Below are 19,792 nucleotides of genomic sequence, written 5' to 3'. Positions count from 1 at the left end.
TCAGATCGGCTGGGTTTCCGCCATGGGCGACAGGTCCATGCTGTTGCGCCCGGACCGCTTGGCGCGCTGCAGGGAAGCGTCCAGGCGGTCCAGCGCGGCGGCGCCGTTCTCCTCGCCGCCCACCTGCAGCACGGCCAGGCTGATGTTGACCTGCCCGCAGCCGGGCAGCTCCAGGCCGGCCACGGCGTCGCGCAGCTTGGCGGCCAGCCTGGCGGCGTCCTCGGCCCGGGTATGGGTGGCCAGCACGAGGAATTCCTCGCCGCGCATGCGCGCCAGGGTGTCCGAACCGCGCAGGCGCGCGCCCACGTGCTCGGCCACGATGCGCAGGGCGACGTCGCCCACCGGGGCGCCGTACAGCTCGTTCTCAGAACGGAAATGATCGACCTGGAAGCTCAGCAGCGACAGCGGCAGGCCGTAGCGCCGGGCCCGCGCGATTTCCGCGTCCAGCAAGTCCTCGCCCTTGCGGCGGTTGGCGGCCCCGGTCAGGGCGTCCACCGTGCTGGCCTGGCTCAGCTGCGCGGCCAGGCTGTCATTGCGGTATTTCAGTTCGCTCATGCCTAGCGCAAAGCTGATGAATTGCGCCAGGCTGCCGAAGGCGGCAAACTGCTCGCGCGAGAACTGGATGTGGCGGTCGAACATCACGCTGATGGAACCGGTGACCGGGCCGCCCACTTCGGCCCGCAGCGGCAGGGCCAGCAGCATGCGCACGTCGCGCCCGTGCAGGCTGACCGCCAACTCCGGGTCGCCGGCCTTTTCAGGCGCGTCCAGCAGCACCAGCTCGCCGTTGGCGGAGGCCAGCAGCGGCGGCAACACGTCGCGCAGGGCCGACTGCAACAGGCGGTCGCTGCGCTGCATCAGGCGTCCCAGGTCCAGGTGGTTGCGGGACTCCTGGGCCACCAGCTGCAGGTCGCCGCGCTCCTTCAGGTACAGCAGCGCCGTGTGGCGCACGCCTGGGAAGCTGCACAGGGCGCGGCAGATTTGCGAGGCCAGGGCCGGCACCTCTTCCATGCCGCCCAGGGCGCGCTGCACGCTGCGCTGCAGGGTCAGCAGGTCGCGCAGCTCGATTTCCTTGTCCAGCAGCTGCTGCTGGGCGGCCGCGACCGGATCGCTGGCCGGCGCCAGCATTTGGGCGATGGCCTGGCGCAGCTCCTCGTCCAGCAGGGGCGTGATGCGGTACTGGAAGGGCCCGTAGGCCATCAGTTCCGGCAGCCAGGCCGAGTGCTGGAACGGGCACAGCACCAGGGTGGGCGCGCCGTTGCGGCCGCGTATCAGCGCGCCAATGCCGGCCAGCTCGGGCAGGCTCTGGTAGCCGTTCAAGTCCAGCACCACGATGTCGGCCGGATGCCGCGCCACCGCGGCCGCCGCCATGTCCACATCCTCAGCCAGTATCACCCGGCCGAACTGCTCCCCTATATTCCCCTGGAATCGGGCCCGGTGGTCGCCGCTGGTACTCATGTAAATACCGGTATGTACGACCCGGCTCTGCAGTTCCGCCATCTGTGATCTCCTCTGCCGTGATAGCTGTAAGTATATGCGCAAGTGGCGGCCTGTATGCATGGCCAACAGTATTTTTTCTATCACAGTTTTGTCTTTCTGATCACGGTTATACGTATCGTTTTATGTGAAGGAGCGCACCGTCGCCCCTGCGGCCCGCGCCGATACTCAGGTCTGGCATGGGAGGACATCAAATGACGCAATCAGAGAACAAGGCTGACCCGGGCGCGGGCAGCCAGCAGCGCGCGGTGCAACAGCAACAGGACCAGCGCGACCAGCAGCACCAGGGAGCGGGCGGCGGCCAGGAGCAAAAAGGGCCGGTGCAAACCTCGTCCCACAACTATCCGGGCACACCGCTGCCCTCGCAGCACCTGGCCAAGCCGGGGCTGGAGGCGGAGATGGAGCAAAAACCCGAATTCCTGGCGCCGGACTACTGCGGCAGCGGCAAGCTGGCCGGCCAGGTCGCCATCATCACGGGCGGCGACTCCGGCATAGGCCGGGCCGTGGCCGTGCTGTATGCGCGCGAAGGCGCCGACGTAGCCATCATCTACCTCGACGAACACGAGGATGCGGAACAAACCAAGCGCTACGTGGAAGCCGAGGGCCAGGCCTGCCTGGCCATTGCCGGCGACGTGCGCGACCCGGCCTTCTGCCGCGCCGCCGTGCAGCAGGTGGCCGAGCGCTTTGGCCGCATCGACATCCTGGTCAACAATGCCGCCTTCCAGGAACACGCGGAAAAGATCACCGACCTGTCCGAGGAACGCTTCGACCTGACCATGAAGACCAATGTGTATGGCTACTTCCACATGGCCAAGGCGGTGGTGCCCCATCTCAAGCGCGGCGCGGCCATCATCAACACCGGTTCCGTGACCGGGCTGCAGGGGTCCAAGCAGCTGCTCGACTATTCGACCACCAAGGGCGCCATCCACGCCTTCACCATGTCGCTGGCCTCCAACCTGCTGGACCAGGGCATACGCGTGAACGCCATCGCTCCGGGGCCGGTGTGGACGCCATTGAATCCGGCCGACCAGCCGCCGGAAAAAATCAGTGAATTCGGCCAGCAGACCGACATGCGCCGTCCGGCCCAGCCGCAGGAACTGTCGCCGGCCTATGTCTTCCTGGCCTCGGCCGTGTGTTCCAGCTACATCACCGGCATCGTGCTGCCGGTGACCGGCAGCGTCGGGAGCTGAGCCATGGCGCGCTCGATGTGGAAAGGCGCGATCAGCTTCGGCCTGGTGCACATTCCGGTCGAGCTGTATTCTGCCGTGCAGGAGCACGACCTTGACCTGCACATGCTGGACCGGCGCGACTTTTCGCCGATAGGCTTCAAGCGCTACAACAAAAGCACCGGCAAGGAAGTCTCCTGGGACAACATCATCAAGGGTTACGAATACGAGGACGACGAATACGTGGTGCTGAGCGACGAGGACCTGCGCCGCGCCAATCCCGAGGCCACCGGCACCATCGATATCCAGGCCTTCGTGGACGCCGCCGAGGTTCCCCTCACCCACTACGAAACGCCCTACTACCTGGCGCCCGGCAAGGGCGGCGCCAAGGTCTACGCCCTGCTGCGCGAAACCCTGCGCAAGACCGGCAAGATAGGCATCGCCACCGTGGTGATACGCACCAAGCAGCATTTGTGCGCCCTGGTCTGCATCGACGACAAGATCGTCCTCAATACCCTGCGCTACGCGGCCGAGATCCGCTCCACCGAGGAACTCAAGCTGCCGCCCAGGACCGCCAAGGCGGCCGGCATCAGCGACAAGGAACTGCAGATGGCGGTCTCGCTGGTGGAAGGCATGAGCGACGAGTGGAACCCGGACCAGTACCACGACACCTACAAGGACGACGTGCTGGCCATGGTCAAGAAAAAGATCAAGGCCGGCCAGACCAAGACCATCACCGCGCCGGAGAAGGAAAAGCGCGACAGCACGTCTGGCAACGTGGTCGACCTGGTGGCGCTGCTGCAGCAAAGCCTGGGCGGCAAGGGCAAGGCGAAACCGCCCGCCAAATCCGCCGCCGAAGAAGAACAGGACCAGGATGGCGAGTCCGACGATGCCGATGAAGACGGCGGCAGCAAGCCATCCGAGCGCCGCAGCAAGCCGTCCGCCAAACCCTCAGCCAAGGCCGCCGCCAAGCCGGCGGCCAAGTCCGGCGCCCGCGCAAGCGCCAAGGCGCAGGCCACGGCTGCCGGCAAGGCCGCTGGCGGCAGCGCGGCCAAGCCGGCGGCAAAAAGCGGCGCCGCCACGCGCAGCCGTTCCGCCTCCCACCCCACCAGCAAGGCGGCTTGAGCCGGCATGAACATGTCCAGCGAATTCAAACCGGGCGACAAGGTCGAGTGGCATGCATCCCAGGGAGCGGTGCACGGCACCGTCAAGCGCAAGCTGACCGCGCCCACCCACATCAAGGGCCACCAGGTGGCGGCCTCGCCCGACCATCCGGAATACCTGGTGGTCAGCGACCAGACCGGCGCCGAGGCGGCGCACAAGGCCAGCGCCCTGAAGAAAATCCGCTGACCATCGCGCGCCCTGGAGCGCCCGATGGTCAGGGCGCCTTGAAACCCAGCTTTTTCATGGCGGGCGCCAGTCCCCTGGCGGATTTGGCGTAACCGTCCCACGGCGTGTTGCCCACGTCTAGCCGGGTATGCACGGTCTTGACGGTCCAGTGGTCGCCGCCGCGCAGGTGGCCCAGCTCATCCCACGATACTGGTACCGAGATGCCCAGGCCGGGCCGGGCGCGGGCCGACCAGGCGGCGGCCGTGGTGGCGCCGCGTCCATTGCGCAGGTAGTCGATGAAGATCTTGCCGACCCGGTTGCTGCCGCCGCTCTTTTGCACGAAGCGCTCCGGGATGGTCTCGGCCATGTGGGCCACCACGGCCTGCGAAAAGCCCTTGACGGTGTCCCAGTCGTAGCCCGGCTTGACCGGCACCACCACGTGCAGTCCCTTGCCGCCGCTGGTCTTGAGAAAAGCGGGCAAGCCCAGCTGGTCGAGGAAGGCGCGCATCAGCTGGGCCGCTTCCTGTATCTGCTCCCAGCTGACGCCCTTGCCGGGGTCGAGGTCGAACACCATGCGGTTCGGCTTTTCATAGCTGGAGGCAATGGCGTTCTGGGTATGGAACTCCAGCACGTTCCACTGGGCGCAGGACAGCAAGCCCTGCGTGGTCGACACTTCCAGCATGGGCGGATGACCGGCGTCCAGGGCCTGCGGTAGCTGCTTCACGCCGGGCAGCTTGCCGACCTCCGAGTGCTTCTGGAAGAACAGCTCGCCGCCCACGCCGGCCGGGGCGCGCACCAGCGACACCGGCCTGCCCTTCATGTGCGGCTGCATCAGCGCGCTGACCAGGGCGTAGTAGCGCACCACCTCGATCTTGGTGGTCGCGCTGGCGGCGTCGATCAGGCGGTCGGGATTGGTGACCTTGAGCGAGGCCGGCAGCTTGCTGTGCAGCGCCGGCGCGTGCGGTCCCGGCGCCGCCCCTGCACCCGACGCGCGCACCGCTTCGCCCCTGCCGGCGGCGCCGCGGCCGCTCTTTGCTGGCGCCCCATCGGGGCCGTCCGCGCTGGTTGGCGCCGATCGTGCGGCGGCGCGGCCACGCCTGGCCGGCGCTTCGGTTTCCACGTTCTGTTTCAAGTGCACGGCAGACTCCCTGCGGATATCCTTGGCTTTTTTATCGGTGCGCAGTCCCTGGAACACGGAATGGCGTATCGACCCGGACCGCGTCCACTCGCCGAAGGCCACCTCCGCCACCAGCTTGGGTTGGACCCAGTGGGCGCGCTTGGCGATGTCCTTGCTGGGGGCGAACGGGCTGCTGTCGGCGCCCAGCTGGTCCAGCTTCGCCTTCAGCCCGGCCAGGGACTCGGCATTGAAGCCGCTGCCCACATTGCCGGCATAATGCAGCGTGCCCTCGTCATCATAGGTGCCGAGCAGCAGCGAGCCGAAGCCCTGGCGCGAACCCTGCGGGTCAGTATAACCGCCTATCACGAACTCCTGCCGCTGCCCGCATTTGAGCTTGATCCAGTCGCCATTGCGGCGCGAGGAATAGCGCGCATCGCGCCGCTTGCCGATGATGCCTTCCAGCCCCATGCGGCAGGCCGCGACCATCATCTCATCCGGGCCGGCGTCCAAGGTGGCGCTGAAACGCACGGTTTCCGAGGCCGGGGCCTGTTCCAGCGCCGCCAGCAATACGGCGCGGCGCTGTTCCAGCGGCACGCCGCGCAGGTCGCGCCCCGCGTGATACGGCGCGTCGAACAGGAAGTACACGATCCTGCTGGTTTCCGAACCGTCGAAGGCGTTTTGCAGCAGGCCGAAATCGGGCCGGCCGTTTTCATCGTGGACCACGATCTCGCCATCGTACCAGCCTGGCGGCAGCTTCATCTTCGCCAGCGCATCGTGCAAGGGATTGAGCTTGTGGGTCCAGTCGTTGCCATTGCGGGTGATCAGGCGGATATCCTTGCCGGCTATACGGGCCAGCAGGCGGTAGCCGTCGAACTTGATCTCGAACAGCCAGTCGCCGGGCGCCGTGGGCGCATGGTCCACCAGCGTGGCCAGTTGCGGCGCCAGCGTTTCCGGCAGCTCCACCCTGGGCGCCATGTCCTCCAGCGCAGCCTCGGTTTGCTCTGCCGCCCGGGCGCTGGCGCGGCGGCTGCGCGGCCTGGCCTTGGCGGCGGCGCCGGCATCGTCCTGGCCAGCGCCGGCGCTGGCCGCCGCCACACGTGGCGCGGCCACCTTGCCCGGCATGGGCAGCGCCTTGACGCTGTCCGGCATTTCATCGACCACGCTGAACTCATCGGCGGGCCGCGCGTATTCGTCGTGCTCCTTGATCAGCAGCCAGGGCTCCTGCTTCTCGCCCTTGCCGCGCATGCGCACCAGCACCCAGCGTCCATGCATCTTGTGGCCATTGATTTCGAATTTGAGGTTGCCGGCCTTGAGCGCCTGGTGCGGATCGTCCAGCGGGCGCCAGGTGCCCTTGTCCCAGATGATCACCTTGCCCGCGCCATATTGCCTGGGCGGGATGGTGCCCTCGAAATCGTTGTAGGAAATCGGATGGTCTTCCACGTGCACGGCCATGCGCTTGTCGTGGGTGTCGTAGCTGGGGCCCTTGGGCACGGCCCAGCTCATCATCACGCCATCGAGCTCCAGCCGGAAGTCGTAATGCAGGCGGCTGGCCCAGTGCTTCTGGATCACGAAGGACAGCGTCTCGCCGCCCTCCTCCCCGCCTTCGGACGGCTCGGGGGTGATGGCGAAGTCGCGCTTGGCCTTGTATGTCTTGAGTGCGTCTTTCATGGGCCTACGGTAGCGCCGCCATCCTGGACCCACCGTGCGACAGCACACACAGCCAGCAAAGCGCCTGGCGGCACACCGCGCTTACTGCTTCAGGATCACCTTGAATACCCTGGTGACTGTGTTGTTGGGTATGCTGTCCTTGTCGCCGGCGGCATCGCTGCTCGTCATCCACAGGTTGCCATCGATGGACGGCTCCACCGTGCGCAACCTGTCATAGGTGCCGGCGAAGAACTGCCTTACATTGGCCAGGTTGTCGCCACTGATATCGCTGCGGTACAGCCGCTTGCCGAACAGGCAGGCCACGTACAAGGATTCGCGCACGATGGCAATGCCGCTGCATGAACCATCCACATTGGGATACGTATATTTGGGCGCGATATAGCCCGCGATGCCGCAGCCGTTACCGCCGTGCCACATGACGCCTTCGCAATTGGGCCAGCCGTAGTTGCCGCCCTTGACGATCAGATTGGTTTCATCCTGGGTATCGCCGAATTCCTGCTCCCACAAACGGCCTCGCGCATCGAAAGCCAGCCCCTGGGGATTGCGGTGGCCATAGCTCCAGACATAGTTGCCGAAAGGATTGTCCGCCGGTACGGTGCCGTTCGGATTGAGGCGCAATATCTTGCCGTTCAAGTGCTTGATGTCCTGTGCATAATCACCGTTCTGGGCATCGCCGGTGCTGGCATACAGCTTGCCATCAGGGCCGAAGCGCAGGCGTCCGCCATTATGAAACTTGTTACGGCTGATACCCTGCAGCAGGACTTCCAGCGTTGTGGTATCGAGTGCGCCGTTGCGGTAGCGGATGCGTACGATGCGGTTGTCGGTGGCGCTGGTGTGATAAATGTAGAGCCACGTATCCTGGTCCGGGAATCCGGGCGGGATGGCCAACCCCAGCAAGCCGCCTTCGCCATCGGTACCCTGGACATTGGGGATCATGCCCAGGCTACGTTTCGCGCCGGATACCGGGTTCAACAGGATGATGTCCTGCGCGTCGCGGCGGCTGTACATCACTGTACCGTCCGGCAGCGCCACCAGGCCCCACGGAATATCGGTCTCGGCCGCCGCCTGAGCCACCGAGCAAATGACATCCACGCAGGCGCTGCCCGAGGTCAACGACAAGGTAGTCCCGCGTGGCGAGACATTGCCCTGGGCATCGCGCGCGGCCAATGTGTATTGATAAGTCGTGTTGGCCGCCAAACCGGTGTCGGTATAGCCGAGCGCGCTGGTGGAGCCCACCTTCACGTTGTTGCGGTAAATATCATAGGCGACCACGCCGACGTTGTCGGTCGAGGCGGCCCAGCTCAAGCTCACGCTCGTGCCCGACACGGTGCCGCGCAGGTCACCGGGCACGGATGGCGCCTGGGTGTCGGACTGGCATTGCGGCACCTTGACCTGCAGCGAGGCGCTGGCCTGCGACACATTACCGGCCGCATCGCGGGCATTGACGTACAAGCCCCAGCTCGCGCCCGGCGTCAGTGCCAGCGAGGCGGCCAGCGCGCTGGCGTTGACGGTACCCAGCGATTGGCCGTCGTGATAGATATCGTAATACGCCACGCCCACGTTATCGGTCGATGCCTTCCAGCTGAGTTGCACGGAACGGCAGGTCAGGCCGGCCAGCGCCAGGCCGCTGGGCGGCGTTGGCGCCTGGGTGTCGGCTGGCGGCGTCCGCAGCGGAACGGCGGACCATTGCTGATGGGTGCTGGCTTCACAGCGCCATATATCGATCCCCGTTTCATTGGCGGTGGCGCCGCCTATCACAGTCAGGCACAGGCCAGACTGCGGATTGAGGATGGTCTTGTCCGATCTCAGCACCCATTTTTGGTTGCCACCGCCATTGCAGGGATAGGACTGCACGATAGCTTGTGGCTGCGAGCTATTGGCGCGGATATCCAGGCAGCGGGCGCCGCCGAAAGTGCGCATCTCCCCCGCCGCCGTGAACTCCCATTGCTGGTTGATGCCGCCATGGCAATCGAAAATAATGGCGGGGGTACGCGGCTCCTGGCTGCCGTAGGTAATGTCCAGGCAGCGCTGCGATGCGCTGCTCACTATCTTCACAGGATCGGCCGCATATGCCGTAACAGTCGCAAGCGCATACGTCAGCGCAAAGATGTAAGCGTGCGGGACATAGTTCATGGAAGCACCATCCTCAGCCAGCCTATGCTCGACATGAGCGCGCTGTGCATGCAGGGTAGGATGCGCACCATTGAACCGCAAGCACTACCTGGATTGTGGCAAGCCAGCCACGCTGGGGCGCGCTGGCACTGTTTGTAAGCGTTTGTAATCAGGGTCAACGATGGGGTAGCGGACAGCGTTTTTTGCTCAGAGACACGGGAAAACTCCCGGGCCCGAAACCTGATAAACCACTGGAGGACTTCATCATGAACAAAATCGTCGCTACCCTGATCGCTGGCCTGTTCGCTACCGCTGCCTTCGCACAGACCCCGGCCCCCACCACCGTGCCGGCTGCCAAGGCCGAAGCCAAGGAAACCAAGGCTGCCGCCAAAGCCGACGCCAAGGAAGCCAAGGAAGTGGCCAAGGCTGACGCCAAGGAAGCGAAGGCCGTCGCCAGCGCCCATGAGGAAGTCGCCAGCGCCAAGGCCGACGCCAAGCTGAAGAAAACCAAGGCCCACGCCAAGGCTGAAAAAGCCAAGGCCAGCGCCGCCGCCGAAGCCGCTCCGGCCAAGTAAGCCAGGGCAGTCGCCGGCCGCCAGCACGCGGCCGGCAACGGCACGGACGCGCTGGCAGACCGCCGCATCAACGCGCGGCGGAGTTCTGCCGGACGCCCTTGCCGCCGCCGTAGCCAGGCGGGCGTGCGCAGCACGCAAAAAAGGCGGGCCGCTTGCGCGGGCCCGCCTTTTTCATTGCAGTGTTGGCGCCTGGCGCGCTTGGTAACGCTTGGTAACGCTTGGTGCCGCTTGGTGCCGCTTTTTGCCGCTTAGTACCACTTAGCGCCGTTTGGCGGCGCTAAGTGGACCTTACTGGCGCCTGGTGCCGCTACTGGCGCGCGAGCGCGGAGGCCTGCACCTGCGGTTGCGCTTGGGCCTGGGCTGGCACCGAATCGCCCCAGCCACCGCCCAGCGAACGTATCAGGGCAACCGTGGTCACCGCGCGGCTGCCGCGCAGCTGCACCGCGCTGCGTTCCACCGCCGCCAGGTTGCGCTGGGCGTCCAGCAGGTCCAGGTAGCTGGAACGGCCGGCCTCATACAGCTTCTGCGCCAGTTCGGCCGAGCGGCGCGCCGACACCAGCGCATCCTCGATCTGCGCCGTCTGTCCGGACAGGATGCGCAACCCGGCCAGGTTGTCCTCGACTTCGGCAAACGCATTCAGCACGCTCTGGCGGTAGGTTCCCACCGATTCCTCCAGCGCCGCTTCGCTGCGCGTGATGTTGGCCTTGTTGCGGCCGCCATCGACCAGCGGCATGGACATCAGCGCGCCCAGCAGCCAGGAGCGGCTGCTCCACTTGAACACGTCGCCGAAGCCGTCGGCCACGCCGCCGCCGTTGGCGTTCAGGGTCAGGGCCGGGAACATGGCCGAACGGGCCACGCCGATGCGCGCATTGGATGCTTCCATGGTGCGCTGGGCCGCCACGATGTCGGGGCGGCGCTCCAGCAGCGTGGACGGCAGGCCGGCCGGAATCACCGGCAGCAGCGCGGTATCGAGCAGCGGGCTGGCGCCGGCCGTGTAACTGGCGGCCGGCTTGCCCAGCAGGACCGCCAGCGCATGCTCGGTGTTGACGCGCTGGCGCTGCAGGCCGATGGCCTCGGCGCGCGCTGTGGCCAGCTCGGTCTTGGCACGCGACAGGTCGAATTCGCCGATGTCGCCCAGGTCGAAGCGGCGCTGGTTGACCTTGACGTTTTCCTCGCGGGTGCGGACCGTGCGTTCCAGCGTTTCCAGCTCGGCGTCGGTGGCGCGCAAACGGAAGTAGGTCTGCGCCACGTCGGCCTGCACCGACAGCAGGACCGAGCGGTAATTGGCTTCCACCGTGGCCGCGTCGTTGCGCGCCGCCGCCACGTTGGACGAGACGCGGCCGAACAAATCGACTTCGTAGCTGGCCGTCAGCCGCGCCGAGTAGGCGTTACCGATCGGTACGCGGGTGCCGGGCGGCAGGTTGGCCTCCAGCGGCGACTGCTGCACGCGCTGGGCGCCTACGTTGACGCCGACCTGCGGGATGCGGTCCGCCTCGGCGATGCCGGCAATGGCGCGCGCCTGCTTGACGCGGGCTGCCGCCACCGCCAGGTTGGCGTTGGCGCGGGTGGCCTCGGCGATCAGCTCATTCAGGGCTGGATCGTTGAAGGCCAGCCACCATTCGCCGCGCGGCTGCGCTTCGGCCGGACGGCCCTGTTTCCAGGTGCTGCCGTCGGCCGCCGTCTGCACGGCGTTGTTGGCGGGCGCCTGCGGTTCCTTGAATGCCGCAGGCACCTCGATCGTGGGCTGCTTGAATTCCGGTGCGGCGCACGCGGTCAGCAGCAAGGCGGCCACCAGCGGGGCCACGCCTTTTGCAATCATGGTTTTCATCTCAATGGGTCCCTTCCAGTTGGGCGGCGGCGCCATCGGCGGCCACCACCGGGGATTTGTTCTTTTCCAGCCTGACCGCCAGGGTGCGCAACAGCACGTAGAACACCGGCGTCAGGAACAGGCCGAAGAAGGTCACGCCCAGCATGCCGGCAAACACGGCCACGCCCATGGCATGGCGCATTTCCGAGCCGGCGCCGTGCGAGAACACCAGCGGCACCACACCCATGATGAAGGCGATAGACGTCATCAGGATGGGACGCAGGCGCAAGCGGCATGCTTCCAGCGCGGCCTGCACGATGCTGCGGCCGTGGTGTTCCAGTTCGCGGGCGAATTCCACGATCAGGATGGCGTTCTTCGAGGCCAGCCCCACCAGCACGAACAGGGCGATCTGGGTGAACACGTTGTTGTCGCCGTGGGTCAGCTTGACGCCGATCAGGGCGCACAGGATGGACATCGGCACGATCAGGATCACGGCCAGCGGCAGGGTCCAGCTTTCGTACTGGGCGGCCAGCACCAGGAACACCAGCAGCACGCACAGCGGGAACACGTAGATCATGGTGTTACCGGACAGGATGTCCTGGTAGACCAGCTCGGTCCATTCGTAGGAGATCCCTTTCGGCAGGGTGTCCTGCACGATCTTGGTGATCTCGGCCTGGGCCTCGCCCGAGGACACGCCAGGAGCCGGGGCGCCGTTGATCTCGGCCGCCACGTAGGCGTTGTAGCGCTGCACGCGGTCCGGGCCATAGCTGTCCTTGATGCGCATCAGCGAGGACAACGGGATCATCTCGCCCTTGTCGTTGCGGACCTTGAGCTGGGCGATATCCTCGGCGTGCGAACGGAACTGCTGGTCAGCCTGCACGCGCACCTGGTAGGTGCGGCCAAACTGGTTGAAGTCGTTCACGTACAGCGAGCCCAGGTTGATCTGCAGCGTCTGGTAAATGGTCTGCAGCGGCACCCCCAATTGCTTGGCCTTGGCGCGGTCGATGTCGGCAAACAGCTGCGGCACGTTGATCTGGTAGCTGGAGAACACGCCGGCCAGCTTGGGATTCTGCCAGGCCTTCATCTGCACCGCCTGCACCGCCTTGTACAGCTCATCGGGACCGAGGTTGTCGCGGTCTTCTATCATCAGCTTGAAGCCGCCGGTGGTGCCCAGGCCGTTCACCGGGGGCGGCGGCAGCACCATCACGAACGCGCCTTCGATCGCGCCCATGCGCTTGTTGATCTCGGCGGCGATGGCTTCGGCCGATTCGCTTTTCTTGGTGCGCTCGTCGAACGGTTTCAGGCTGGTGAACACGATGCCGGCGTTGGGCGCATTGGTGAAGCCGTTGATCGACAGGCCGGGGAAGGCAATCGAGCTGTCCACGCCGGGGATTTCCTTGGCGATGTCGGACATCTTGCGGATCACGGCGTCGGTGCGGTCCAGCGAGGCGGCGTCCGGCAGCTGGGCGAAGCCGATCAGGTACTGCTTGTCCTGGGCCGGCACGAAGCCCGGCGGCACCACCTTGAACATGAAGCCGGCGGCCACGCCCAGCACTGCGTACACGATCAGCGAGGCGCCCTTGCGGCGCAGCACGCCGGTCACGCCGGTTTCATAGCTGTGCGAGGCGCGGTTGAAGAAGCGGTTGAACCAGGCGAAGAAGCCGCCGAAGATCTTGTCCATGCCACGGGTCAGCGCATCCTTGGGCGCACCCACGGGTTTGAGCAGCGATGCCGCCAGCGCAGGCGCCAGGGTCAGCGAGCTGAAGGCCGAGATCACGGTCGAAATCGCGATGGTCAGGGCGAACTGCTTGTAGAACTGGCCCGACAGGCCGGACACGAAGGCGATCGGCACGAACACGGCGCACAGCACCAGGGCGATGGCGATGATGGGACCGCTCACCTCCTTCATGGCCTGGATGGTGGCGTCGCGCGGCGACAGGCCGTTGTGGATGTTACGTTCCACGTTTTCCACCACCACGATGGCGTCGTCCACCACGATACCGATGGCCAGCACCAGGCCGAACAGCGACAGCGTGTTGATCGAGAAGCCGAAGCCCAGCATCACGGCAAAGGTACCGACCACCGACACCGGCACCGCCAGCAGCGGGATCACGGAAGCACGCCAGGTCTGCAGGAACACGATCACCACCAGCGCCACCAGCACGATGGCTTCAATCAGGGTGTGGATCACGGCGCGGATCGATTCGCGCACGAACTGGGTGGGGTCGTACACCACGCTGTAGGTCACGCCTTCCGGGAAGTCCTTGGACAGGCGGGCCATGGTTTCGCGCACGTCGTGCGACAGCTGCAGGGCATTGGCGTTGGGCGCCTCGAAGATGGGAATGGCCACCGCCGAGTTATTGTTCAGCAGCGAACGCAGGGCGTAGGAGTTGGAGCCCATTTCCAGGCGCGCCACGTCGCGCAGCTGGGTCACGGCGCCATCGGCGTTGGTCTTGAGGATGATGTTGCCGAATTCCTCTTCGCTCTGCAAGCGTCCTTGCGTGTTGACGGTCAGCTGGAAGTCCGCATTCTTGGTCGGACCCTGGCCGATCACGCCGGCAGCCACCTGCACGTTCTGCTCGCGGATGGCGTTCACCACGTCGCCGGCGGTCAGGCCGCGCGCCGCCACTTTCTGCGGATCGAGCCAGACGCGCATGGCGTAGTCGCCGGAACCGAACAGCTGCACCTCGCCCATGCCGGGCAGGCGCGCCAGCTGGTCCTTGATGTTCAGCACCGCGTAGTTGCGCAGGTACAGGTCATCATAGCGGCCGTTGGGCGACTGCAGGTGGACCACCATGGTCAGGTTGGGCGACGACTTGACGGTGGTCACGCCGATCTGGCGCACCTCTTCCGGCAGGCGCGGCAAGGCGCGCTGCACGCGGTTCTGCACCGCCGTTTCAGCCTGCTCGACATTGGTGCCGATCTTGAAGGTGACGGTCAGCGCCAGCGCGCCGTCCGAGGTGTTTTGCGAGGACATGTACAGCATGTTCTCGACGCCGTTGATCTGCTCCTCCAGCGGCGCGGCCACGGTTTCGGCAATGATCTTGGGGTTGGCGCCCGGGTACTGGGCGCGCACCACCACCGAGGGCGGCACCACGTCCGGATACTCCGAGATCGGCAGCTTGAAGATGGCAATCAGGCCGGCCACGAAGATCAGGATGGACAGCACACCAGCGAAGATGGGCTTGTCGACGAAAAATCGTGAGATGTTCATATTGTTATTCCCTTATTCCTTCTTGGCGGCCGGCGCGGCGGCGGCCACCTTGTCGTCTTTTTTCGCTTCCGGCTTGGCGGCGGCGGGGGCCAGCGGATCGAAGTCCATGGCCACGGTCTGGGCCGTGATGGGCGCGCCCGGATGCACGCGCTGCAGGCCGTTGACCACGATTTTCTCGCCCGGTTTCAAGCCGTCGCGCACCACGCGCAGGCCGTTGGCTTGCGGGCCCAGCTGCACGGGACGGTATTCAGCCTTGCTGTCGGCGCCCACCACGAACACGAACTTGCGGTTCTGGTCGGTGCCCACGGCGCGGTCGGTGATCAGCAGCGCGGGCTTGGCCGATTCGCCCTCGGACAGCTGCACGCGGGCAAACAGGCCGGGCACCAGGGCGCCGTCGCTGTTGGCCAGGGTGGCGCGCATGCGCACCGAGCCGCTCTTGGTGTCGAGCTGGTTGTCCACGAATTCCAGCTTGCCTTCGTGCGGGAAGCCGGTTTCGTTCGCCAGGCCGATGCGCACCACGGCCGGTTTGCCGGCATGGGCGGCGGCGCCCACACGCAGATAGGTGTCCTCGTCGCCGTCGAAGCTGGCGTAGATCTTGTCCAGCGAAACCACGGAGGTCAGCACGGCCGAGGCGTCCACCAGGTTGCCCAGGGTGATTTCCGCCTTGCCGACGCGGCCGTCGATGGGCGAGGTGACCTTGGTGTAGCTAAGGTTGAGGGCGGCCGCCTCGTACTGGGCCTGGGCCGCGCGGGCGCTGGCGTCCAGTTCCTTGAAATTGGAAGCTTTCTCGTCGTATTCGCGCTGGGCGATGGCCTTGTCGGCCAGCAGTTTTTCCGAGCGCGCCAGTTCCAGCTTGGCCAGGTCGGCCTTGGCGCGCGCCGAGTGGGCGGCCGCTTCGGCGCGGTTGGCTTCGGCCTGGTAGGGGCGCGGGTCGATCACGAACAGCACCTCGCCCTTGCGCACGGTGCCGCCCTGCTTGAAGTTGATGGCGGTGATGTAGCCGCCCACGCGTGGACGGATCTGCACCTGCTCGATGGCTTCCAGGCGGCCCGAGAATTCCTGGGTTTCATTGATGGTTTTCTCGACCACCACGGCGGCCGATACCGGCGGACCGCCGGCGGCAGGCGCCTCGGCTGTCTTGCCGGTTGCTTCCTCGCAACCCGAGAGGCCGAACGCGGCCAGTCCCGCCAGCGCCAGGGCAGCGGCGAGCGGCCTTGCCTTGGCGGTCATTGAGTTAATGTTTTTCATGTTAATCCCTTTTTATATGAAAATAATTAATAAAGATGGCGGCACCGGGCGTCCCGGATAAAAATACGAGATGACACGGTACTTCACGCTCACCAGCATGCCGGTGGCGTGTTGCTTCAGAGACTGCTTGGGTGTTGGGGAAACCTTATATGGCTGGAGGTGTCTCGGTCCGTTCCAGGCCAGCAATGAAGCTGGTCATTTCTCCCAGCGCGCTTTGCCTGCACGCGCATTCGTTGCGGGCCCCCGATTCATGCAGGGGCGCCGGCTGCAAGCGCCTGACCGTGGTCTTGGTGCCACAGGAAATCAGCTTGGCGCCGTATTGTTCCGCTTCGTCACGCAGCGGGTCGTCCTCGGCGGACAGGATCAGGGCCGGCGGCAAGTTCTTCAGGCGGCTCGACTGCAGCGGCGATGCGTACGGATGGGTGCGGTCGGCCGCGTTGGGCAGGTAGCCGCGGTAGGCCGCCGCGCAGGCGTCCGCCACCTCCACCATTTCCGGCGCGGCCGGCAGGTCGCGCATGGAGCAGGTGGTCAGGCCCGGGTCCAGCATGGGCATGATCAGGATCTGCCCGGCCAGCGCCGGACCGCCCCGGTCGCGCGACATCAGCGCGCACACGGCCGCCAGGTTGGCGCCGGCCTCGATGCCGGCCACCAGCAGCTGCTTGCCGGTCCAACCCAGCTTGCTTTTGTTCTTTTTTGCCCACAGCAGCACGGCATGGGCGTCCTCCACCGCCGCCGGGAACGGCTTGACGGTGGCCAGGGTGTAGTTCGAGGCCAGCACGGCCAGGTTTTCATGGCAGTTGACCAGGTGCCGCAGGAAGATATCCGCGTCGTCCAGGTCACCGCCGACGAAGCCGCCGGCGTGGAAGAACACCAGCAGGCCGTCGCGCTTCTGGCCCGCCGCGCCGCAGGTGTACAGGCGGGCAGCCAGCGGCTGCTCGGCACCGCGCACCTCGAGGTCGCGTACCTTGAGGGTGTCCGACAGGGGCAGCAGGCCGGCGGCGGGCTGGTTCATCGCTGCACCGTGGCGGAGACGGCCGAGGACAACAACGTCGCTTCAGCGGCTGGCTGGGCGGCGGGCTGCACCACCTGGTCGGCGTCGCAGATCATGGCCTCGCCCTGCAGGCGTTCGGTCAGCGCCTGCAGGCCCAGGGCCTCGCTGCGCGCCGCCTGGCTGTAGGCGTCCGTGTGCAGTACGCCGGCCAGCGCCAGCGAGCTGACCGCCAGTGCCAGGGCGGCAAATAATACGTTACGGTATCCCATGATCTTCTCCTGTCTTATGCTGCAGTACAACAATGATAAACATGATCTACAATCTGATAAAGTCGTCTATGTCGAATTGATTGTTCAGGATTCCGAACAATGATGGGTCAAAATGAATAAACTGCAAGCGATGGAAGTATTTGTGCAGGTGGTGGATGCCGGCGGCTTCACGCGCGCGGCGGAAAACATGCAGCTGCCCAAGGCCACCGTCTCCACCTTGATACAGTCGCTGGAGACGGCGCTGTCGGTCAAGCTGCTCAACCGCACCACCCGCCATGTGAGCGTCACGGCCGACGGCGCCGCCTATTACGAACGCTGCCTGCGCATCCTGTCCGATGTGCGCGAGGCCGAGGAATCGCTGTCGCGCACCCGCCTCAGTCCCAGCGGGCGGCTGCGCGTGGACGCTCCCACCGGCCTGGCCAGCGACGTGCTGATCCCCGCCCTGCCCGATTTCTTCGCCCGCTATCCGGACATACAGCTCGAGCTGGGCTGCAGCGACCGTCCGGTCGACCTGATCGAGGAAGGGGTGGACTGCGCCGTGCGCGGCGGCGAGCTGGGCGACTCCAGCCTGATCGCACGCCGGGTCGCCATCCTGCATTTCGTCAGCTGCGCCGCGCCCAGCTACCTGGCGCGCTACGGGCGTCCCGGCCACCCCAACGATTTGCTGCGGCACCGCTGCGTGAATTATTTTTCTGCGCGCACCGGCAAGATCTATGACTGGGATTTTTCGCGCAACGGCGAGCGGGTGCAGGTGGCCCTGCCTGGCCATATCGCCCTGAACGATTCCAACGCCTATATCGCGGCCGGGCTGGCCGGGCTGGGCATCGTGCAGTCGCCCAATTTCATGTTCGAGCCCTATATCAAGGCCGGCAAGCTGGAAATGATACTGCCGGACTGGGTGTCCGATCCCCTGCCCATCCATATCGTCTATCCGCAGAACCGCCACCTGTCGGCCAAGGTGCGGGTGTTCGTGGAATGGGTGGCCGAACTGTTTTCGCAACATCCCGGCATGCGCCTGTCCCGCACCGGCGTGCCGCCATTCACCGCCCTGGAGGCCGCAGCATGAGCAAGCACCGCATTGTTTTCCTGGACCGCGACAGCGTGATCGCGACTATCCGCCGTCCCGCCTTCGAGCACGGCTGGGAGGAATACCCGGCCACGCTGGCCGCCCAGGCCGTGCAGCGCCTGGCCGGCGCCACCATCGCCATCACCAACAAGGTGCCGCTGCGGGCGGCGGAGCTGGCGCAGCTGCCGGACCTGAAGCTGATCGCGGTAGCCGCCACCGGCACCGACATCATCGACCTGGCGGCTTGTCGCGAGCGCGGCATAATCGTCAGCAACATCCGCAACTACGCGGTGCATACCCTGCCCGAGCATACCTTCGCCCTGATGCTGGCCCTGCGCCGCAACCTGATCGCCTACCGCGCCGATATCGAGGCCGGACGCTGGCAGCAGTCCGACCGCTTCTGCCTGCTCGACCACCCGATCGCCGACCTGGCCGGCAGCCGCCTGGGACTGATGGGCTATGGCGCGCTGGGCAAGTCGGTGGCGGCGCTGGCGCGCGCCTTCGGCATGGAAGTGGTGGTATGCACCCGTTCACCGGTGGACGACCCCGCCGTGACCCAGGTCGGCTTCGATGAACTGCTGGAAAGCTCGGACATCATCAGCCTGCACCTGCCGTTGACGGAGCACACACGCAATCTGTTTGGCGCCGCCGAGCTGGCGCGCATGAAGCGCAGCGCCCTGCTGATCAACACGGCGCGCGGCGGGCTGGTGGACGAAGCGGCGCTGGCCGACGCCTTGCGGCGCGGCGTGATCGCCGGCGCCGGGTTCGACGTGCTGGCGCAGGAACCGCCGCCGCCCAGCAACGTGCTGCTGAATTTGCGCCTGCCGAATTTCATCCTCACGCCGCACACGGCCTGGGCCAGCGGCCAGGCCATGCAGGTGCTGGCCGACCAGCTGATCGACAATATCGAGGCGTGGCAGACCGGGGCACCGCGCAACGTGGTGGCTTGATGTAGCGCAGGCCATCACCGTGGCAACGGCGTATGCTGGCGTGACCACGGCGTGGAGGAAGACATGGAAGCAGACCAACACCGGATAGATCACAGGCTCGATCATATCGACACCAGAATAGGCCAGCTGGAGGGTTTTGCTTCGCAAGCCGGGGAGCGCCTGGCACGTATCGAAGAACGCCTGGAACATACGGCGACCAGGGCGGATATCTCTGAACTGCACCGGGAGATGCAGAAAAACGCAGCGGACACTGTCAGATGGATCGTTGGAACCGCCATCGGCATCACGGTGAGCGGTATCACGGTAATGACCTTTGTGCTGAACAATGCAGTGCCCAAACCTGCGCCGGCGGCAGCGCCGGCACCGATCGTGATCTACCTCCAGCCTCAGGACACCGGCGCGGAAAAGAAAAAGGGGCCAGACCCGAAGATCTGACCCCACAATTCTGGTGCGGCTGGCAGGAATCGAACCCACGACCCCTTGGTTCGTAGCCAAGTACTCTATCCAGCTGAGCTACAGCCGCAAATACTACATCGCACATCATAACGACATTTGCGTTTTTAAGGAACACAAAAACCCTGGTGCGGCTGGCAGGAATCGAACCCACGACCCCTTGGTTCGTAGCCAAGTACTCTATCCAGCTGAGCTACAGCCGCAACGTCACAACATCATAACAACATTTGCGTTTTTAAGGAACACAAAAACCTTGGTGCGGCTGGCAGGAATCGAACCCACGACCCCTTGGTTCGTAGCCAAGTACTCTATCCAGCTGAGCTACAGCCGCAA

General features: G+C 65.5%; 15 protein-coding genes and 3 tRNA genes. 7 read left to right on the top strand and 11 right to left on the bottom strand.

Going from position 1 to position 19,792, the window contains the following annotated elements; all coding sequences use genetic code 11:
• Positions 1-1,497 (bottom strand): GGDEF domain-containing protein, encoded by a 1,497-nt coding sequence (locus ACLB1G_RS05725; protein ID WP_491626228.1) that lies wholly within the window; start codon positions 1,495-1,497, stop codon positions 1-3.
• 191 nt (positions 1,498-1,688) lie between these two features.
• On the opposite strand from ACLB1G_RS05725, the gene ACLB1G_RS05720 reads away from it, so the two are divergent.
• Genes ACLB1G_RS05720 through ACLB1G_RS05710 form a run of 3 tightly spaced genes read left to right on the top strand, consistent with a single transcriptional unit; the run spans position 1,689 to position 4,010 of the window.
• On the top strand, positions 1,689-2,684 hold the full coding sequence (locus ACLB1G_RS05720; RefSeq protein WP_491626227.1) for an SDR family oxidoreductase: 996 nt from the start codon (positions 1,689-1,691) through the stop codon (positions 2,682-2,684).
• A gap of 3 nt (positions 2,685-2,687) precedes the next feature.
• A complete protein-coding gene (gene ku, locus ACLB1G_RS05715) occupies positions 2,688-3,785 on the top strand; it encodes a non-homologous end joining protein Ku (RefSeq protein ID WP_491626226.1) in 1,098 nt (365 codons plus the stop codon).
• 6 nt (positions 3,786-3,791) lie between these two features.
• Positions 3,792-4,010: a hypervirulence associated TUDOR domain-containing protein gene (locus ACLB1G_RS05710; RefSeq protein WP_491626225.1), complete on the top strand. Its 219-nt coding sequence runs from the start codon at positions 3,792-3,794 to the stop codon at positions 4,008-4,010.
• 28 nt (positions 4,011-4,038) lie between these two features.
• Here the strand turns inward: ACLB1G_RS05710 and ligD are convergent, their stop codons facing one another.
• Positions 4,039-6,774, bottom strand: coding sequence for a DNA ligase D (gene ligD / locus ACLB1G_RS05705; protein ID WP_491626224.1), 2,736 nt, complete (start codon positions 6,772-6,774; stop codon positions 4,039-4,041).
• A gap of 81 nt (positions 6,775-6,855) precedes the next feature.
• On the bottom strand, positions 6,856-8,820 hold the full coding sequence (locus tag ACLB1G_RS05700) for a PQQ-dependent sugar dehydrogenase (protein ID WP_491626223.1): 1,965 nt from the start codon (positions 8,818-8,820) through the stop codon (positions 6,856-6,858).
• 332 nt (positions 8,821-9,152) lie between these two features.
• Here ACLB1G_RS05700 and ACLB1G_RS05695 point away from each other — a divergent pair, with 332 nt between their 5' ends.
• Positions 9,153-9,461, top strand: coding sequence for a hypothetical protein (locus tag ACLB1G_RS05695; RefSeq protein WP_491626222.1), 309 nt, complete (start codon positions 9,153-9,155; stop codon positions 9,459-9,461).
• Between the two features lie 307 nt (positions 9,462-9,768).
• Here ACLB1G_RS05695 and ACLB1G_RS05690 read toward each other — a convergent pair whose 3' ends face one another.
• From ACLB1G_RS05690 to ACLB1G_RS05670, 5 genes are all read right to left on the bottom strand, one after another.
• Positions 9,769-11,289: an efflux transporter outer membrane subunit gene (locus tag ACLB1G_RS05690; protein WP_491626221.1), complete on the bottom strand. Its 1,521-nt coding sequence runs from the start codon at positions 11,287-11,289 to the stop codon at positions 9,769-9,771.
• A 1-nt stretch (position 11,290) separates the two neighbouring features.
• Entirely contained in the window at positions 11,291-14,482 is a 3,192-nt protein-coding gene (locus tag ACLB1G_RS05685) for an efflux RND transporter permease subunit (protein WP_491626220.1), read from the bottom strand.
• A 12-nt stretch (positions 14,483-14,494) separates the two neighbouring features.
• Positions 14,495-15,712: an efflux RND transporter periplasmic adaptor subunit gene (locus tag ACLB1G_RS05680; protein WP_491626219.1), complete on the bottom strand. Its 1,218-nt coding sequence runs from the start codon at positions 15,710-15,712 to the stop codon at positions 14,495-14,497.
• A 163-nt stretch (positions 15,713-15,875) separates the two neighbouring features.
• Complete coding sequence (locus ACLB1G_RS05675; RefSeq protein ID WP_491626218.1) at positions 15,876-16,742, bottom strand: alpha/beta hydrolase; 867 nt, start codon at positions 16,740-16,742, stop codon at positions 15,876-15,878.
• On the bottom strand, positions 16,739-16,990 hold the full coding sequence (locus ACLB1G_RS05670) for a hypothetical protein (protein ID WP_491626217.1): 252 nt from the start codon (positions 16,988-16,990) through the stop codon (positions 16,739-16,741). The genes ACLB1G_RS05675 and ACLB1G_RS05670 overlap by 4 nt, the downstream gene beginning before the upstream one ends.
• Before the next feature lie 112 nt (positions 16,991-17,102).
• Here ACLB1G_RS05670 and ACLB1G_RS05665 point away from each other — a divergent pair, with 112 nt between their 5' ends.
• From ACLB1G_RS05665 to ACLB1G_RS05655, 3 genes are all read left to right on the top strand, one after another.
• Positions 17,103-18,056 (top strand): LysR family transcriptional regulator, encoded by a 954-nt coding sequence (locus ACLB1G_RS05665; RefSeq protein ID WP_491626216.1) that lies wholly within the window; start codon positions 17,103-17,105, stop codon positions 18,054-18,056.
• Entirely contained in the window at positions 18,053-19,006 is a 954-nt protein-coding gene (locus ACLB1G_RS05660) for a D-2-hydroxyacid dehydrogenase (RefSeq protein WP_491626215.1), read from the top strand. The genes ACLB1G_RS05665 and ACLB1G_RS05660 overlap by 4 nt, the downstream gene beginning before the upstream one ends.
• 63 nt (positions 19,007-19,069) lie before the next feature.
• Complete coding sequence (locus ACLB1G_RS05655) at positions 19,070-19,441, top strand: hypothetical protein (protein ID WP_491626214.1); 372 nt, start codon at positions 19,070-19,072, stop codon at positions 19,439-19,441.
• An 11-nt stretch (positions 19,442-19,452) separates the two neighbouring features.
• On the opposite strand, the gene ACLB1G_RS05650 is transcribed toward ACLB1G_RS05655, so the two are convergent.
• From ACLB1G_RS05650 to ACLB1G_RS05640, 3 genes are all read right to left on the bottom strand, one after another.
• Positions 19,453-19,529 (bottom strand) — tRNA-Arg (locus ACLB1G_RS05650).
• A gap of 56 nt (positions 19,530-19,585) precedes the next feature.
• Positions 19,586-19,662 (bottom strand) — tRNA-Arg (locus ACLB1G_RS05645).
• A 51-nt stretch (positions 19,663-19,713) separates the two neighbouring features.
• A tRNA-Arg gene (locus ACLB1G_RS05640) sits at positions 19,714-19,790 on the bottom strand.
• Positions 19,791-19,792: the final 2 nt, after the last annotated feature.

Source organism: Duganella kummerowiae, from assembly GCF_053572355.1.
The sequence above is the reverse complement of the archived record's forward strand: the minus strand, read 5'-3'. Positions and strand labels throughout refer to the sequence as shown.

Excerpts from the sequence above, each read along its gene's own strand:
- ACLB1G_RS05725 (WP_491626228.1), bottom strand. The coding sequence starts at position 1,497 with ATGGCGGAACTGCAGAGCCGGGTCGTACATACCGGTATTTACATGAGT.
- ACLB1G_RS05720 (WP_491626227.1), top strand. The coding sequence starts at position 1,689 with ATGACGCAATCAGAGAACAAGGCTGACCCGGGCGCGGGCAGCCAGCAG.
- ku (WP_491626226.1), top strand. The coding sequence starts at position 2,688 with ATGGCGCGCTCGATGTGGAAAGGCGCGATCAGCTTCGGCCTGGTGCAC.
- ACLB1G_RS05710 (WP_491626225.1), top strand. The coding sequence starts at position 3,792 with ATGAACATGTCCAGCGAATTCAAACCGGGCGACAAGGTCGAGTGGCAT.
- ligD (WP_491626224.1), bottom strand. The coding sequence starts at position 6,774 with ATGAAAGACGCACTCAAGACATACAAGGCCAAGCGCGACTTCGCCATC.
- ACLB1G_RS05695 (WP_491626222.1), top strand. The coding sequence starts at position 9,153 with ATGAACAAAATCGTCGCTACCCTGATCGCTGGCCTGTTCGCTACCGCT.
- ACLB1G_RS05690 (WP_491626221.1), bottom strand. The coding sequence starts at position 11,289 with ATGAAAACCATGATTGCAAAAGGCGTGGCCCCGCTGGTGGCCGCCTTG.
- ACLB1G_RS05685 (WP_491626220.1), bottom strand. The coding sequence starts at position 14,482 with ATGAACATCTCACGATTTTTCGTCGACAAGCCCATCTTCGCTGGTGTG.
- ACLB1G_RS05680 (WP_491626219.1), bottom strand. The coding sequence starts at position 15,712 with ATGACCGCCAAGGCAAGGCCGCTCGCCGCTGCCCTGGCGCTGGCGGGA.
- ACLB1G_RS05675 (WP_491626218.1), bottom strand. The coding sequence starts at position 16,742 with ATGAACCAGCCCGCCGCCGGCCTGCTGCCCCTGTCGGACACCCTCAAG.
- ACLB1G_RS05670 (WP_491626217.1), bottom strand. The coding sequence starts at position 16,990 with ATGGGATACCGTAACGTATTATTTGCCGCCCTGGCACTGGCGGTCAGC.
- ACLB1G_RS05665 (WP_491626216.1), top strand. The coding sequence starts at position 17,103 with ATGAATAAACTGCAAGCGATGGAAGTATTTGTGCAGGTGGTGGATGCC.
- ACLB1G_RS05660 (WP_491626215.1), top strand. The coding sequence starts at position 18,053 with ATGAGCAAGCACCGCATTGTTTTCCTGGACCGCGACAGCGTGATCGCG.
- ACLB1G_RS05655 (WP_491626214.1), top strand. The coding sequence starts at position 19,070 with ATGGAAGCAGACCAACACCGGATAGATCACAGGCTCGATCATATCGAC.